General features: G+C 55.3%; 13 protein-coding genes, 1 CRISPR repeat array and 1 riboswitch (1 of these 15 cut by a window edge). Of the genes, 7 read left to right on the top strand and 6 right to left on the bottom strand.

What is annotated here, in order from left to right:
• Positions 1 to 1,569: direct repeats of the CRISPR family, unit length 32 nt; unit sequence GTCGCACCCCATGCGGGTGCGTGGATTGAAAT (it extends 1,554 nt beyond the left edge of the window).
• A gap of 171 nt (positions 1,570 to 1,740) precedes the next feature.
• Positions 1,741 to 3,420, bottom strand: coding sequence for a sensor domain-containing diguanylate cyclase (locus tag C6I21_RS00685; protein WP_181186015.1), 1,680 nt, complete (start codon positions 3,418 to 3,420; stop codon positions 1,741 to 1,743).
• A gap of 171 nt (positions 3,421 to 3,591) precedes the next feature.
• On the opposite strand from C6I21_RS00685, the gene C6I21_RS16245 reads away from it, so the two are divergent.
• Both C6I21_RS16245 and C6I21_RS00680 read left to right on the top strand, forming a co-directional pair.
• Entirely contained in the window at positions 3,592 to 4,098 is a 507-nt protein-coding gene (locus C6I21_RS16245) for a hypothetical protein (protein ID WP_181186014.1), read from the top strand.
• Positions 4,099 to 4,292: 194 nt separating this feature from the next.
• On the top strand, positions 4,293 to 5,975 hold the full coding sequence (locus tag C6I21_RS00680) for a methyl-accepting chemotaxis protein (protein WP_181186013.1): 1,683 nt from the start codon (positions 4,293 to 4,295) through the stop codon (positions 5,973 to 5,975).
• A 54-nt stretch (positions 5,976 to 6,029) separates the two neighbouring features.
• Here C6I21_RS00680 and C6I21_RS00675 read toward each other — a convergent pair whose 3' ends face one another.
• The 4 genes from C6I21_RS00675 to C6I21_RS00660 all read right to left on the bottom strand — a co-directional run bounded on the left by C6I21_RS00675 (position 6,030) and on the right by C6I21_RS00660 (position 9,021).
• Positions 6,030 to 6,497 carry a hypothetical protein gene (locus C6I21_RS00675; protein WP_105957501.1) on the bottom strand — a complete coding sequence of 156 codons (468 nt, stop codon included), beginning with the start codon at positions 6,495 to 6,497 and terminating at the stop codon, positions 6,030 to 6,032.
• Positions 6,498 to 6,703: 206 nt separating this feature from the next.
• Complete coding sequence (locus C6I21_RS00670) at positions 6,704 to 6,910, bottom strand: zinc ribbon domain-containing protein (RefSeq protein ID WP_105957500.1); 207 nt, start codon at positions 6,908 to 6,910, stop codon at positions 6,704 to 6,706.
• A gap of 474 nt (positions 6,911 to 7,384) precedes the next feature.
• Positions 7,385 to 8,245: a Cof-type HAD-IIB family hydrolase gene (locus C6I21_RS00665; RefSeq protein ID WP_105957499.1), complete on the bottom strand. Its 861-nt coding sequence runs from the start codon at positions 8,243 to 8,245 to the stop codon at positions 7,385 to 7,387.
• The gene (locus C6I21_RS00660) at positions 8,242 to 9,021 is read right to left on the bottom strand and encodes a DeoR/GlpR family DNA-binding transcription regulator (RefSeq protein ID WP_105957498.1); all 780 of its coding nucleotides are present in this window, start codon (positions 9,019 to 9,021) and stop codon (positions 8,242 to 8,244) included. The genes C6I21_RS00665 and C6I21_RS00660 overlap by 4 nt, the downstream gene beginning before the upstream one ends.
• 112 nt (positions 9,022 to 9,133) lie before the next feature.
• Here C6I21_RS00660 and C6I21_RS00655 point away from each other — a divergent pair, with 112 nt between their 5' ends.
• Positions 9,134 to 9,604, top strand: coding sequence for a DinB family protein (locus tag C6I21_RS00655; RefSeq protein WP_105957497.1), 471 nt, complete (start codon positions 9,134 to 9,136; stop codon positions 9,602 to 9,604).
• 9 nt (positions 9,605 to 9,613) lie between these two features.
• On the opposite strand, the gene C6I21_RS00650 is transcribed toward C6I21_RS00655, so the two are convergent.
• Entirely contained in the window at positions 9,614 to 10,354 is a 741-nt protein-coding gene (locus tag C6I21_RS00650) for an SIMPL domain-containing protein (protein WP_105957496.1), read from the bottom strand.
• A gap of 89 nt (positions 10,355 to 10,443) precedes the next feature.
• Here C6I21_RS00650 and C6I21_RS16240 point away from each other — a divergent pair, with 89 nt between their 5' ends.
• The 4 genes from C6I21_RS16240 to C6I21_RS00635 all read left to right on the top strand — a co-directional run bounded on the left by C6I21_RS16240 (position 10,444) and on the right by C6I21_RS00635 (position 14,639).
• Positions 10,444 to 10,620: a hypothetical protein gene (locus C6I21_RS16240; protein WP_181186012.1), complete on the top strand. Its 177-nt coding sequence runs from the start codon at positions 10,444 to 10,446 to the stop codon at positions 10,618 to 10,620.
• 49 nt (positions 10,621 to 10,669) lie between these two features.
• A riboswitch (cobalamin riboswitch) is annotated at positions 10,670 to 10,853 on the top strand.
• 176 nt (positions 10,854 to 11,029) lie between these two features.
• Positions 11,030 to 13,255 (top strand): 5-methyltetrahydropteroyltriglutamate--homocysteine S-methyltransferase, encoded by a 2,226-nt coding sequence (metE, locus tag C6I21_RS00645; protein WP_105957495.1) that lies wholly within the window; start codon positions 11,030 to 11,032, stop codon positions 13,253 to 13,255.
• Positions 13,256 to 13,350: 95 nt separating this feature from the next.
• Positions 13,351 to 13,812, top strand: a complete 462-nt coding sequence (locus tag C6I21_RS00640; protein WP_105957494.1) for a GNAT family N-acetyltransferase — start codon at positions 13,351 to 13,353, stop codon at positions 13,810 to 13,812.
• Complete coding sequence (locus C6I21_RS00635) at positions 13,809 to 14,639, top strand: metallophosphoesterase (RefSeq protein ID WP_105957493.1); 831 nt, start codon at positions 13,809 to 13,811, stop codon at positions 14,637 to 14,639. The genes C6I21_RS00640 and C6I21_RS00635 overlap by 4 nt, the downstream gene beginning before the upstream one ends.
• The last annotated feature ends 357 nt before the right edge of the window (positions 14,640 to 14,996 follow it).

The following is a 14,996-nucleotide window of genomic DNA, read 5'->3' as shown; positions in this document are numbered from 1 at the left end:
TTGTACGTACACCAGGTCGCCAACTTGTCGCACCCCATGCGGGTGCGTGGATTGAAATAAGAGTTCTTTAATTTTGTCTGTTTCAGGAGAATGTCGCACCCCATGCGGGTGCGTGGATTGAAATACACTGAGAAACAATAAAGCAATTAAAATTAGTAGTCGCACCCCATGCGGGTGCGTGGATTGAAATATTGTCACCTGTGCTGGTTAGGTTTTCGGTGTTTGTCGCACCCCATGCGGGTGCGTGGATTGAAATCCCCTGCGTCTCTTAGAAGAGCGTAAGGCGCTGAAGTCGCACCCCATGCGGGTGCGTGGATTGAAATAGGAGTCGATAGAGGAGGCCATCATCGCTTACCGTCGCACCCCATGCGGGTGCGTGGATTGAAATCCGTCAGGATTGGCGTTAAAAAACTTAGATTCCGTCGCACCCCATGCGGGTGCGTGGATTGAAATATAAATGAAGTCATTCCGTGTCAATGCCGGTGGCGTCGCACCCCATGCGGGTGCGTGGATTGAAATGCACATCGGCCGGCTTGACGTTATCCAGCTCACGTCGCACCCCATGCGGGTGCGTGGATTGAAATCGAATGGCTGAGCAGTATATCCCCTCTGTCATTAGTCGCACCCCATGCGGGTGCGTGGATTGAAATACATTCCGCATCCTCCCTTGCAGCAAGTGGAGGGGTCGCACCCCATGCGGGTGCGTGGATTGAAATTAAGGGGGTGACACTTTGTCCACAATCGGAAATTGTCGCACCCCATGCGGGTGCGTGGATTGAAATCGTCATCCGTTCCGGGCAGCAATGCGTCAAGTGTCGCACCCCATGCGGGTGCGTGGATTGAAATGTTTAGCAGGGCCGCCGCTGACGTTGTTTTGCCGGTCGCACCCCATGCGGGTGCGTGGATTGAAATTAATACACAGCACCTTGTAACCTCTGCCGTTAAACGTCGCACCCCATGCGGGTGCGTGGATTGAAATATCTGCTGATAGCCGTCGATGTCTCGCTCTTTGGGTCGCACCCCATGCGGGTGCGTGGATTGAAATTATTCTTCCGCCGCAACCAGGTGCGCCAAACTCGTCGCACCCCATGCGGGTGCGTGGATTGAAATATCGCCAATATGCGCGCCCATGCTTCGTCCATTGGTCGCACCCATGCGGGTGCGTGGATTGAAATAACGTTTTATAGTAATCGTACCACTCACTCTCCGTCGCACCCCATGCGGGTGCGTGGATTGAAATGGATCCGGCTATCAATCGCCGTGTATCGTGTTAGGGTCGCACCCCATGCGGGTGCGTGGATTGAAATCGTTTTTGCGTTGCTTTTCGCTACTTTTCGCGAGTCGCACCCCATGCGGGTGCGTGGATTGAAATAGTGATATAGTCACCGTCTGTTATAGAGTCAATGTCGCACCCCATGCGGGTGCGTGGATTGAAATCATTAATGATCTGGTTGATAGTGTGGAAGTTATGTCGCACCCCATGCGGGTGCGTGGATTGAAATGCGTGGTGTTAGCGCGGCGGCCATAATCAGCACGCGTCGCACCCCATGCGGGTGCGTGGATTGAAATAGATCAGATTCCATATGATCTAAGGTTGATTCTGCTTATTTAGGTACATTGCTCGGTACGTTTTCTAAGCAGTCGAAGAAGAAGTCGTTTAATATAAATGAAGCAGAACATAGTTTTTTTCTAATCACTGCAGAATAAATAGCAATCTTTATTCACAAAAAGAACCGCCCTCTAGGACGGTCCGCTTTCGTTCGTATAAAAGCTGCTTTCTGCTTTCATGCGCTGTTTCTCCGCATACATTGCGTGATCGGCGCGGTGCAGCCAGTCCCCGGGGGAGTGGTCGCGGTTCGGGTCCAGTGCGGCCGAGCCGGACGCGAGCCGGAGTGCGTAAGGAAGTGTCCGGCTTTTTTCTTTCAGCGCTGCGTCCAGCTGGGCGTTGATCTGTTCATACCGTGTCTCGCTCTCGTCGGGGAGAAGGCAGGCAAATTCATCGCCGCCGATGCGGTAGCACGTGCCGTACCGGCCGAACGTGAGCTGCAGCTGCTCAAATACCTGAAGCAGCGCTTTGTCCCCTTCTCTATGACCAAAGGTGTCATTGATCGGCTTTAAGTTGTTGAGGTCGAAGTAGGCAAGGCGGCGGTAGGGCGGCGCTTCCTTCGTAAAGCACGTATCCAGCGCCTGGTCAAAAGCAAGCCGGTTCGGCCCGCCGGTAAGCGGATCGCGGTAGGCAAGCTGGTGGGAAATTTCCAGCTCCTGTGTCCGCCGGACCCGCTGCAGAATCTGGCGGATCGAATGAACGGTCAGCGTCAGGACAAAAAGGAAAAATCCGATCCGGATAAAGTCCGCCATCAGCACCGGATCCGCAGTAAAGAAACGGATGATTTCCAGAATAGCTGTCAGGAAAAGAGCGCTGAAGGAAAGAAGAAACAGCTTCGCTTCTTTGTTGTTCCGGAGCACCATTTCCCGGACAACAAGTGATACTGTCCAGACAAAACCGGTCACCAGCATGACCAGTGACACCTGCACGGAGATGAAGAAATCCATCACGCCGGTAAACTGCAGAGTGGTCACGAGCAGGAACTGAGCAAAGAACGTATAGGCAAACACCGTCATGACCGGCTTCTTCTGCTGAAAAACGACGTCCCGGACATACAGAAAAATGGGGATCGGAATGAGCGGAATCATCATATAGGCAAGACCGCCGAGAAGCCACTGGCTGCCGGTGAAAAACTGCAGCATTCTCGTTTCGGCAAACAGCCAGAAGGCGATGGCGATGGAAAAAAGACCGATATATAACAGTTCGTACGGCTGCATCCGGTAAAAAAGCATGTAGACGGCGGTCAGAATGATGCCGAGAAGCAGAATGCCGAATGCAGAAATCAGCTCGTACAAGTGTGCGTCCACCAGATGAAGCAGCAGGCCGCCGCTGGATCCGTAGTACATCTCATTAACGACGCCGCTCATTCCCTCGTAAGGCGAGGTGAGCTGGATCGTCAGCGTTTTCCCGTTGGATTCCGGCGGCAGGTGCACGAGCCCCCAGTGACTTGCCACCGGCAGCCGGGCCGGGCCGGAAGTCTCCTCCAGGCCCTGAAGGATCAATTCATCATTGAGGTAGACGTGTGACTGCTGCAGCGAGGCGCGGAACATAATCGAACGCGGTCCTGCAAATGCCTCCGGAAGCTCCCGTTCAAGTACAACCGGAGTACCCGGCGGCGCATCGAGTGTCTGCGGCAGAGAAGAGAGCGTGCCGCTGGCTGAATCCGTTGTGTAGCTCCATTCTTCTTCCAAAGGGTGAATGGGAGGAGCCGTCAACAGCAGAGACGCTCCAGGAAAAAACACCGCCAGAGAACCGAGGAGAAGCAGAGCCAGGACGGCCAGGCCGATGGTTCTTGTTAAACGTGTTCTCATCATGGTGGCTCCTCTCCCGCTGCGGCTGTAAGTATTCTTATCGTAGCATAGAACCAGGACAAACAGGGTGCAAATCATAACAGAAAATAAGCTGTCAACCAGATACCCAGGTTTTGAACGTTCCACCCAAGGAAAAAGTGAGGATGACAAGTTTTTAAGTAAAGGATGATTGCTGTGAAACTGTACCTGAGCCGGCCTTTCACAGGCGTCTCTAAAAAATCCATCCGTGTGTGGGACGATACAGAAACCATCGGTTCCATAATAAGAACGCTGGCGTCCCCCGGTTCTCTCCCCGGCAGAAGCCCCCGCTTTGACGTCCGTCTCACTCTTAAAACGCCATCCGGAACCGTTTGGGCGCTGGACCAGGAGCCGTTCAATCAGAGAGAAGGGCATCAATGGACGCTTTCCTGTGACGGCCGGCCGTGTGGCAGTGCGCACAGTTCTTACGCGGAAAAAGGCCGTTATTCTGTAACAGGGCAGCTGCAGCATCACGAGCCTTTCGTCATTGAAGCAGGGTGGAACAAGAGCACGATCTATCTCGGTGAGCATCCTGCCGGCGAAACCGTCCCCCGGGGGTTTCTCTGGAAAACATATACGGAGATGACATTGCAGGATGCCTTTCCGAAAGAGGTGGCTGCGCTGTTTGTACAAGCCTTCTGGTTTTCCCACCACCGGAGGTAATAGAATTAGGTAAAAAGGTTCACAAAAAATACATGATTATCGTGTATGGACTTATTGCTCACGCTATTTTCCATGATATACTTATTATAATCCCAAGTACCCAGTATGAAGCATGTTGAAACGGGTACTTTTTATATAATGATACTTTGTGAAATTGTGAGCATTTAAACATGGAGAGGAAGAGCGGTATGGGGATGAAAGGCAGATTAATTGGGTCGTATTTGCTGCTGGCAGTGGTTGTCGTAGGACTTGGTGGTTTGGCTTTGTGGGGAATGGCACGGATGAATGACAATACGGAAGCAATGTACGAGGACCGGGTGGCAGCACTCTCCTACATCGTACATATCAGCGAGCTGCTGGAAAACACGCGGCTCCAGATGGTCTCAGGGGTGCTGGAGGAGGATCCGTCTCATGCGGAAGCGGCGCTTGAAAACATTGCATCGTTAAATGAATACGCTGCGCAGTACGAAGCGACGCGTCTGACGACAGAGGAAGCGGCGATTTTCGGCCGGCTTCAGGAAAACTGGACGTCGTTTTCCGGCGTGGTGACGGAGAATACCGGAACGCTCGCTGCCGGTGCATTTGCTGAAACGCAGGCAGGCCTTGCCAACGGAGCGGAGCCGTATCAGGCAGCGAGGGAGGCGGCGCAGGAACTGACGGTTCTGAATGAAGAGATCAGTGCGGAATTATATACAGAGAACCAGCAGGTATTCGGTGTTCTACGCGTGCTCGTATTTACCTTTGGTGCGCTCGCTGCAGTCGGTGCGGTCGTCATGGGCTGGTGGATGGGCCGGTCGATGGGGCAGCCGATTCTGGCGCTCAATAAGCGGCTGAAGGAAGTGGCAGCCGGCGATCTGCGCGGAGAGCCGCTCACGTCCCGGCGGACGGATGAAATCGGTGATCTCGTCACATCAGCGAATGCAATGCAGGGACAGATGCAGGAAATTATCGCCGGCGTTGCCGGAGCAACCGAGCAGGTCGGCAGCTCCAGCACGCAGCTGTCGCGTTCCGCAGGGGAGGTGCAGCAGGGCACTTCCCAGATTGCTGCGACGATGCAGGAACTTTCCAGTGGAGCGGAGTCGCAGGCGAACCACGCGAGCAGCCTCGCGGACCGGATGATTACGTTCACCGAGCACGTGGAGGAAGGCGCTGCAAGAAGCGAAGAAGCGGACAAAGCAGCAGAGCGCGCGCTGTCGCTGAGTGAAACCGGCCGCGGACAGATGACAAAAGCGGTGGAACAGATGGCGCAGATCGATACGGTCATTAAAGAAGCGGCATCGAATGTCGGCGGGCTCGATCAGGAGTCGCGGAAAGTCAGTTCGCTCGTTTCCGTTATTGAAGATATCGCCGAGCAGACGAACCTTCTCGCATTAAATGCGGCGATTGAAGCGGCGCGGGCAGGAGAGCACGGGCGCGGATTCTCCGTGGTGGCAGAAGAAGTGCGCCGCCTGGCAGAGCAGGTTTCCTCCTCCGTGTCGGAAATTACGAAAATCGTGGAAGGCATTCAGCGTGTGAGCGGAAGCGTCGTCACATCGCTTGAACAGGGGTATGAAGAAGTGGAAGCCGGCAGCCGGGAAATGGCACAGACGGAAGCAACATTTGCGGACATTTCCGAAAGTGTCAACGACATGGCCGGCCAGGTGCGCGCCGTGCACGACCGGCTGCGTCAGATGGCAGTGGATACGGAAGAAATGAGCAGCTCCGTACAGGAGATTGCGTCCGTGTCGGAAGAATCTGCGGCCGGGGTGGAGCAGACGACGGCATCCGCCCAGCAGTCAGCAGGTACGATGCAGGAAGTCTCCTCCAGCTCGGATGAACTCGCCCAGCTCGCAGACAGTCTGCGGACCATGGTGCAGCGCTTCCGGCTGCAGGCATAATAAAGAAGACGAGCCGCCCAGGGGCAGCTCGTCTTCTTTGGATGGTGCTGACTTTTACTCTTCAGCCGTTCTGCGGCGGATCAGAAGAAGAGACCCTGCCATCGCAGCAAGCATACCGAAGAGCATCATGCCCGGATAGGATGTTGCTGTATCCGACATCGCATTGCCTTCGTGGTTGTTGTCGTCATTCCACGCACCGTTCTCATTGTTATCGTAGTCATTGTTATTGTTGTCGTCGTTATGGTTATTGTCATCATCGTCGTTGTTCATGTTTCCATCGGAAGCACCTGGATTCGGCACGCCGTCCGTCAACGATTCACATGGCTGGCCGTCACTGTCCGCATCAAAGCCTTCCGGATCATTGTCCGCACTGTATCCGTGGGCGTTCCAATGTTCCCAGACTTCTTCACCTGAGCTGAACGCATCACAGTTTAACGTTTCCCCGTGATCGGCACTCACAGCTCCTGCACCACCAAAAGTAAGCAGCATCGCACTTCCTACGCCAACAAGCCATTTCCGCATGCACATTCACTCCTTTTGAGTCGTTAAGTATAGGTACAATCTTTATTTTTACATACATTCCCTCCCAGTACAACCTAATTTTCATTTAATTTTAAATTTACTGAAAATAAAATAAATAAAGGATGCTGCGGCAGATCCTTTCCCGGACCGCCGCAGCTGTTTTCCGACCTTGATTTTTTGGTTTTTTGCCCGGAACTTCCTCTGCTTTATCCCCCGAAGAAAAAGTCGAGAACATTCGACGTGCTGTCGGCATCTTTGCTGTACAGCTCGCTGTAGCCGCAGTTCTTGCACGAAACGACAGTAAATCGGTTATGCTGCACGTCGAACATTTTGGACAGGCCGCTTCCAGTAGTTGAAATCTCTTTCGTATCGGCTTCTTTGTTTCCGCATTTCACGCATCCTTTTTCCTGCATGGGAAATCCCTCCAATAATAAGTGTCTTATGCATACGGAGAGGAGGCGGAAGTGGTTTCAGAAAAAGGGAATTTCTGTGGGGCAGCCGGAACAGGAGCGGAAGGGTACAGATGCATCGTCCACACGTTTTCGTGGCGGTGTTACGAGGTACCGTTGCGATCTTCTGTACCTTCGTGGCGGTCTGCTTCTCGTGTGGCGGTTTCCTGCGCCTGCATGGCGGTCTTTTCCACCCGCGTGGCGATCTTCACCAGGCTTATGGCGATCTTCCCGGCAGCTCGACCCCTCCGGAATACCGGCCGCTGCACACCCGCAGCGGCCCCTCTGCTTTCAAGCCGCCCCGGGCAGCCGGCGGCTGGTACCGGTCTGCGGTCAATAGCAGCAGAGCCCACCGCCGCTTACCGGCAGTGGGCTCTATTACGAAAACGTGCGGATCACGCCGCCTGAAACGTCACGCTGGCACGTTGACGCATGAAGTCAGGTTGCCTGAATGTTTTGCAGCATACCCCGGATCGCCGCTGCGACGCCGAAGTCATGGTTGGAGAGAGTGACCTCATCCGCTGCCTCCTTCACCTGCGGGGCGGCGTTGCTCATCGCAATGCCGCGGCCGGCGAGGTGGATCATCGACAGGTCGTTCAGGCTGTCGCCGATTGCGGCCGTTTCCGTCGTGGAAATGCCGAGGTGTCCGGCGAGGCGCTGCACGGCGGCTCCTTTGGAGGCATCGGCGTGCTGCAGTTCAAAGTTGATGCTTGCAGAGGCAACCAGATTGAAATCCGGATGCTCCTCGTAGCGCTCCCAGCCTGTCTGCAGCTTCTCTGGCAGAAAAGAGAGCGCCAGAATGTTATAAATTGTCTCTTCTGACGCCGCCTGCAGTGGATCTTTTTCCGGAATCCGGCTGCTCTGGGAGAACTGTCCGGAGAAAATCTTCTCAAAAAAGACGCCTTCCGCTGAAGCGGGATCCACCGCATGCCGCTCCGCTTCCAGACGATCGAGACCGTCGTGCGGGGCGATGAGCCGCTCTGCGGTCGTCACCTCATAGTAATAGCCGTTTTCATGCAGCCATTCGAGAACAGGACGGGCTTTGTCCTGGTGGATCGGCTGGTCATAGAAGAGCGTGCCGTCCGGCTGATGGATGCTTGCGCCGTTCATGTTAATAATCCATGGCCGGAAATTGGTCGGTTCGATCAGCCGCTGCACGTCAAAAACGGCCCGCCCGGTGGCGATTACTACTTCCACACCGGCATCCTGCGCTTCTTTGATCGCTTCCAGGTTTTCCTCCGGAATCACTTTTTCATCATTTAACAACGTTCCATCGAGATCGATTGCAATCAGTTTCATGACGTCGCTCCTTTATCTGCATCCGCGGTCTGAACACTCACGTGATGCTGTGCTAAAATAGATTGAAACGCAGGGGAAGGCGGCCGGTCGGTGATCAGAACATCGACGTCCTCCAGTGCTGCATACGTGAAAAAATCGGCTTTGCCGAGCTTCGTATGGTCCGCAAGCACGATTACTTCCGCCGCCTGCTTAACCATCTGGCGCTTCACCCAGCCGTCCTCTTCATGGGCCAGTGTCAGGCCGTTTTCCGACACGCCGAGAACGCCGAGAAACACTTTATCCACCTGATACGTCTTCAGGCGCTCGATGACACTCGTCCCGTAGAGAAAGCGGTGCTCCTTGTCCAGGTGGCCGCCGAGAAGGTGTATGTCGACTTCGGTGCGGGTGGAAAGTATATCCGCCTGGTTGATGGAGTTTGTGACGACGGTGCACGCAATATCCGGCATCGCTTCGGTGCAGGCCTGAACGGTTGTGGAGGCGTCGAGGATGATGCGCTCCCCGGGGTGGATCATCGCAGCCGCCATGCTCCCGATCCGTTTTTTCTCTTCGGAAACGAGCTGGAGCCTTCCGGCGTAGTCGGTGACGGGGTGGCGTTTTTCCGCCAGCAGCGCGCCGCCGTGGGTGCGGACCGCTTCGCCGCGTGCTTCCAGCTTGGATAAATCGCGCCGCGCGGTGTCTCTTGAAACGTCAAACCAGCGGCAGATGTCGTCGACAGCGATCCGTTCGTGTGTATGCAGATGTTCCGTAATGGTGTGGAGCCGTTCTTCCTGATACATTCCGCTTCCTCCATGCGTGTTTTTTGCTTTATTATCTTTCTTTGTGCGTGTTTATGCGGTTATTGTACCGCAGCACGCACAAAAACGCAAGCAGCTGAAAGGAGAGAGATCGATGCAGTCAACCAAACAAGAGGCGCTGGCACGCATGGAGCGGGCCAGCGCCTGGGCTGAAGAACTGAAACAAATAGAGGAAAAGCAGTTAACGATGCCGATGCGGGCGGGGAAATGGTCCATCCGCCAGACCGCCGGCCACTTGTATTACTGGGACCGCTTTATTCTGGAGTCGATTCTTCCGGCAGCCAGAGAAGGAAAGCGGGTCCCGCCGTTTCCACAGGCGGATATTTACAACCGTGCCGCACTGGCTGCACTGGAAGGACGCCGCACCGAAAGGATCCTGAACGAATGGCAGTCCGTCAGAAACACGCTGATCGAAGAGCTCCGGGAGCTTCCGGAAACGACGCGCTTCCTGGTGCCGGACCGCGGTGAATGGGGTGCCGTTGATATCGCCGTCCTGCTCGCTGATCACGATGCGCACCACGAAGCCCAGATCCGACGCTTCCTCGCCCATGGATTCGAGCGGTAGCAGGTTCTTTTACTGCAGTTCGTAGACGATCGTAATGTTCTGCGTGACGGTAATCTCTCCGGCATTCACTTCCGTTCCGGCGGCATCCGCCGACTCTTCCTGAGCCATATCCTCCTGCACCGGCAGCGATACCTGCGCCTGGCTGTCGGAAATCTGCAGAATCTCCCCGCGGCCTCTGCCGGCAGCTTCTGCCATGGCATCCGCGCGGACCGAGGCGTTTTGAATCGCCTGATCAAGGGCTTCCTTTTCCGCCTCTTCGTCATTTTCCAGCCCGAACTGGGTATGGGTGATGTGATTCGCACCGGCCTCCGATACTGCATCAATCAGCTCGCCGACGCGGTCAAGATCCCGGTAGTCCACCGTCAGCTGGTGCGATGCCTGATACTCTTCTGCTCCGGACTGATGATTCGTGATCGGCATGACGTTGACGTTCTGCGTCTGAATGTCTTCTTCCGGAATGTCGTAGTCGTCCAGTGCACTCCGGACTGCTTCCATCCGCTCATTGACGTCTGCCTGCGCTTCATCCGCCGTCTCCGCGGTGATGCGCGCTCCGAGGTGAACCGTGGCAACGTCCGGGGTGACGCTGATCTCTCCGGTCTCTTCCACCACGAGTGTGCCTGCCTGAATCTCTTCCGCTGCACCTGCATTCGTCTCCGGTGACTCTCCGCCGGGCAGAACTGCCTGCAGCAGAAAAAGGACAGCCGCAGCAACAGCCGCTGCTCCTCCTAACATGCCGAGTCGTTTCATCATTACCCGCTCCTTTCAAAAAGTGGATTCACTTGTACAGTCGGTGAACAGATTCAAATGTTACATATTTTTAACAAAAGAGGTGGATTTCGTTGGGTTTCTTGTATGTCCTTCTTCTCATCTGGGCCGTCGGTTTCCTCACCGCCAGACTGCTCCGCGGCATCGGATCCGGACGCTTTTTCGGCACGATGGACTGGGAAAACGACCTTGCCATTACTGGCGCGCAGGCACTGCTGATTTCCATGGCGCTGACTTTCCTGATCGGATAAGAATGCTTTTGACAAACAGCCTCCGGCAGGGTATGCTGAGACAAACTTCATAAAAGTTTACTGGTCAGGTGAAGCAGAATGATTCTGTTTCTTAAAAGGGAATCCGGTGCAATTCCGGAACGGTCCCGCCACTGTAAGAGGCTAGCAGCTGCATACGTCCACTGGAGCAGTCCGGGAAGGCGCCGCTGTGTTCATCCTCGAGTCAGGAGACCTGCCTGTCCGGGCAAGCCATTAACCTACGGGTCATAGGGAGGTGGAATATCAGAGCCACACGTGTGTCCTTTTTGAAAACAGACACGCTGCTGTCGTTGTGCGCAGAAGGTATTTCTCTATGAGGAGGAATGCCTTTTTTTGTTGCTGTAAAACGGAGAGATCGATGTTTAACCAAACAATCAGGGAGTGTGAACAGATGAAGACGAGTGTACAGGGATACCCGAGAATCGGCAGAAACCGTGAATGGAAACGGCTCCTGGAGAGCTATTGGAGCGGAGAGCTTTCCGAAGCTTCGTTTGAGCAGGAGATGAAAAAGGTCCGGATCAACCGGCTGAAGGACCTTCAGGAGAGCGGGCTGGATTTGATTCCGGTCGGCGATTTCAGCCTGTACGACCATATGCTGGATACCGCCGTCATGTTCGGTATGGTGCCTGAACGGTACAAAGGGCCAGCAAAAAACAGTCTGGAAACGTACTTTGCCATGGCGCGGGGAAGCCAGTCGGCCCCGGCATGTGAAATGACGAAATGGTTCAATACGAACTACCACTACATCGTTCCGGAGGTTGAATCCGGCTGGGTGCCGGAAATTGTTGAAAACAAGCCGCTCACCGCCTTCAAGGAAGCGGAGGAAGCGCTCGGTATTAAAGGGAAGCCGGTTTTGACCGGACCCTATACATTCATAAAACTTGCGAAAGGACTGGAGGAAGAGGAACTGGAAGGTTTTGTAATGGTTCTGGTTTCTTTGTACGCCAAAATTATTGCAGAGCTCCATGAAGCAGGGGCACCGCTCATTCAGATGGATGAACCGGCACTCGTCCTGACGATGACGGAAGCGGAAATGACGATCGTTGAAAAAACGTATGCACGCCTTGCAGAGCTTGTGCCGGATGCGCCGCTTCTGCTGCAGACGTACTTCGACAGTGTTTCCTTTCCGGAACGCGTTTTTTCCCTCCCGGTGGATGGGATCGGACTGGACCTGGTGCATGACAATGGCCGGAACCGGCAGGCGCTCCAGGAAAACAGAGGCAGGAAAAAACGGCTCGCCCTCGGCGTTATCGACGGCAGAAACATTTGGAAGAGTGATCTGGAAGCGGTCCGGCGCCGTTTTCCGGAGATGCTAGAGCTTGCAGCAGACGTGATCCTGCAGCCGTCGTGCAGCCTGCTTCATGTGCCGGTCAGTCTGGCATCAGAAACAGACATGGAAGCGTCTCGGAAAAAAGGGCTCGCGTTTGCGGAAGAGAAACTCGGGGAACTGGCGCTTCTCCAGCAGGGGCCGGATGCGCCGGACTGGAACGAGCATCAGCAGGAGCTTGCGGAATTCTACGAAGCGCACCGCCAGGCAGATGAAGAACGATCCGTGCCGCACGCCGGGCGTGCCGTACCTTATGCAGAGAGAAAGCAGCTGCATCAGGAGAAGTGGCAGCTTCCGCTTCTGCCGACGACAACGATCGGCAGTTTTCCGCAGAGTGCAGATGTCCGCCGCACGCGCAGCGCATACCGCCGGGGGGAAGTAAGTGAAGCGGCCTACAGCTCCTTTATCCGCGAAAAAATCGAGCACTGGATTCAGCTGCAGGAAGACATCGGCCTTGATGTATTCGTCCACGGGGAATTTGAGCGGAACGATATGGTGGAATTTTTCGGAGAACGCCTCGACGGATTTCTTGCGACACAGAATGGGTGGGTGCAGTCCTATGGCTCCCGCTGCGTGAAACCGCCTGTCATTTTTGAAGAGATCCGGTGGGAAAAGCCGATGACAGTGGAGGAGACGACATACGCCCAGTCCCTGACGGACAAACCTCTGAAGGGGATGCTCACCGGTCCGGTAACGATCATCAACTGGTCGTTTATCCGCGATGATCTGCCGAAGGAGACGATGGCAGCCCAGACTGCGAGGGCGCTGCAGAAAGAGATCCGGGCACTGGAGGAAGGCGGCATTGATATGATCCAGGTGGATGAACCAGCGCTCCGGGAAGGACTGCCGCTGAAGGAAGAGGATCAGGCGGCCTACCTGGACTGGGCGGTCAATGCATTCCGTCTGACAGCGGAGGAGGCGGATGCGAAAACGCAGATTCATACGCATATGTGCTACAGCAGTTTTGAGGACATGATCGACGCCATTGACGCGATGGATGCCGATGTCATTTCCATTGAAACGTCCCGCAGCCACGGGGAGCTGATTCACGCGTTTGAAACGAACACGTACGGAAAGGGCATCGGGCTCGGTGTCTACGATATTCACAGTCCACGGATTCCGGAAGCTTCCGACATGGCAGACATGATCCGCCGGGCGCTGCGCGTACTTTCCCCGGAGCAGTTTTGGATTAATCCGGACTGCGGCCTGAAAACGCGGACGGAGCAGGAGACGGTGGACGCGCTGAAAAATATGAAAAAAGCGGCAGAAGAAGTCCGGAGCGGACAGTAAGGCTTTTTCTCAAAGAATGTGGGAAGCGCTTTGTCCCCGCGGGCCATGTGCTATACTGAAAGCTCGAATCACAGGACGAAGGAGCAGCGATAGCCATGAAGGACAAAAGCAGACAAGCCAGAAGCCGCTACCTCCGGCCGGCCCTTCCGGAGGAAGCGGGACCGCTCAGCCGGCTCGCTTACCGGGCGAAGGCAGGATGGGGATATGAACCCGCGTTTATGGAAGCGTGCCGGGACGTGCTCCGCTTTACGGAAGAGGACACCGCCTCAATCGTCGTAGAGGAAGAGAAGGGGGTTCTCCTTGGGTTCGGCTTATACAATAAACAAGAGCAGGAGCTCACGCATCTGTTCGTCGACCCTGCGTTCCAGGGAAGCGGCACCGGAAAGCGGCTGTTTGAAACGATCGTTTCATCGCTTGCTGCCGGCACGGTCTTCCAGATCAAAAGCGATCCGGGAGCATGCGGTTTTTATGAACGTCTCGGCGCCGTCCGCACGGGAAGCGTTTTTTCCGAGATCGATCCCGACAGGCAGCTGCCGCTTCTGGAGTACCGTCGATGAGAAAGCGGTGGTGGTTTCTTCTCTCGCTCGTTTTACTTACTGCCGGCGGTATTCTCGCGCTTCCTTCCTGGCTCGAGTGGCAGAATAACGGACTCATGCACACACGGCACACGATTGCATCCGACGCCCTTCCGGAGGCGTTTGAGGGCTACCGGATCGTCCATTTGTCGGACCTGCATAACCATACGTTCGGTGAAAATCAGGAAGACCTGGTTTCCCGCACCGCCTCGGAAGATCCGGACATTATCGTCTTTACCGGCGATCTGGAGGACGAAGACTACGGCGGCAGTGATCAGGGACTCGTCCTTATGGAACGGCTGACAGCTATTGCGCCGGTCTATATGATCAGCGGCAACCACGAATGGCGGTTCGGCGGATGGGATGATCTGGAACAGAAAATCAACGAACGCGGGGTGACGACACTGCGTAATGACACGGTGGAACTCACACAGGCGGGAGAAACGATCCGGATGAGCGGGATTGAAGACCCGCTCTCTTCGATCCCGGCAGATGAAGCGGTGCGCTCTTCCATCAGCGACCCCCCGTTTCACCTGCTGCTCGCCCACCGGCCGGAGGATATCGCTTCCTATGCCGAATGGGGCGCGGACGTCGTTTTCACCGGCCACGCCCACGGCGGACAGATCCGCATTCCGTTTATCGGCGGGCTGAACGCACCGGGGCAGGGCTGGATGCCGGAGTATACATCCGGCATTCATACCGAAGGGGTCACGCAAATGGTGATCAGCCGCGGCCTCGGCAACAGCACCTTCCCGCAGCGGATCTTCAACCGCCCGGAAATCATTACCGTGACGCTGCAGTCGGAATAAGCGACATACGAACACAACAGTCAGGCTGCGGCCGGTACATCTATGTGCCGGCCGCAGTTTTATTAGATTATAGGGATGTCGAATCTTCTTCCAGCCGGGAGGCCATGGGTTATAGCATGTCAACGTTCTGTTTCATGTACCGTTTGTTTCTGGTGATGGAGCTTCTCCGCTACCCGGCAGAAGCCTTCGTGGGCTTGTCTTCCAGCCGGGTGCTGTCTGCACGGCTGCAGAGCATGAGCGGAGCCCGCCTCTGCTTTCAGCCGCCTCCCGCAGGATGGAGAAGCTGGACTTTACTGGTACGCTGCTGGAATATTAGGAGGAGAAGTTGGAATATAGACGGTAGAAGTTAGACTATGG

This window comes from Alkalicoccus urumqiensis, assembly GCF_002993335.1.
In the GTDB taxonomy this organism is placed as follows: Bacteria; Bacillota; Bacilli; order Bacillales; family Salisediminibacteriaceae; genus Alkalicoccus; species Alkalicoccus urumqiensis.
Note: the sequence above shows the minus strand (reverse complement) of the source record. Positions and strands in the feature narration are given on the sequence as shown.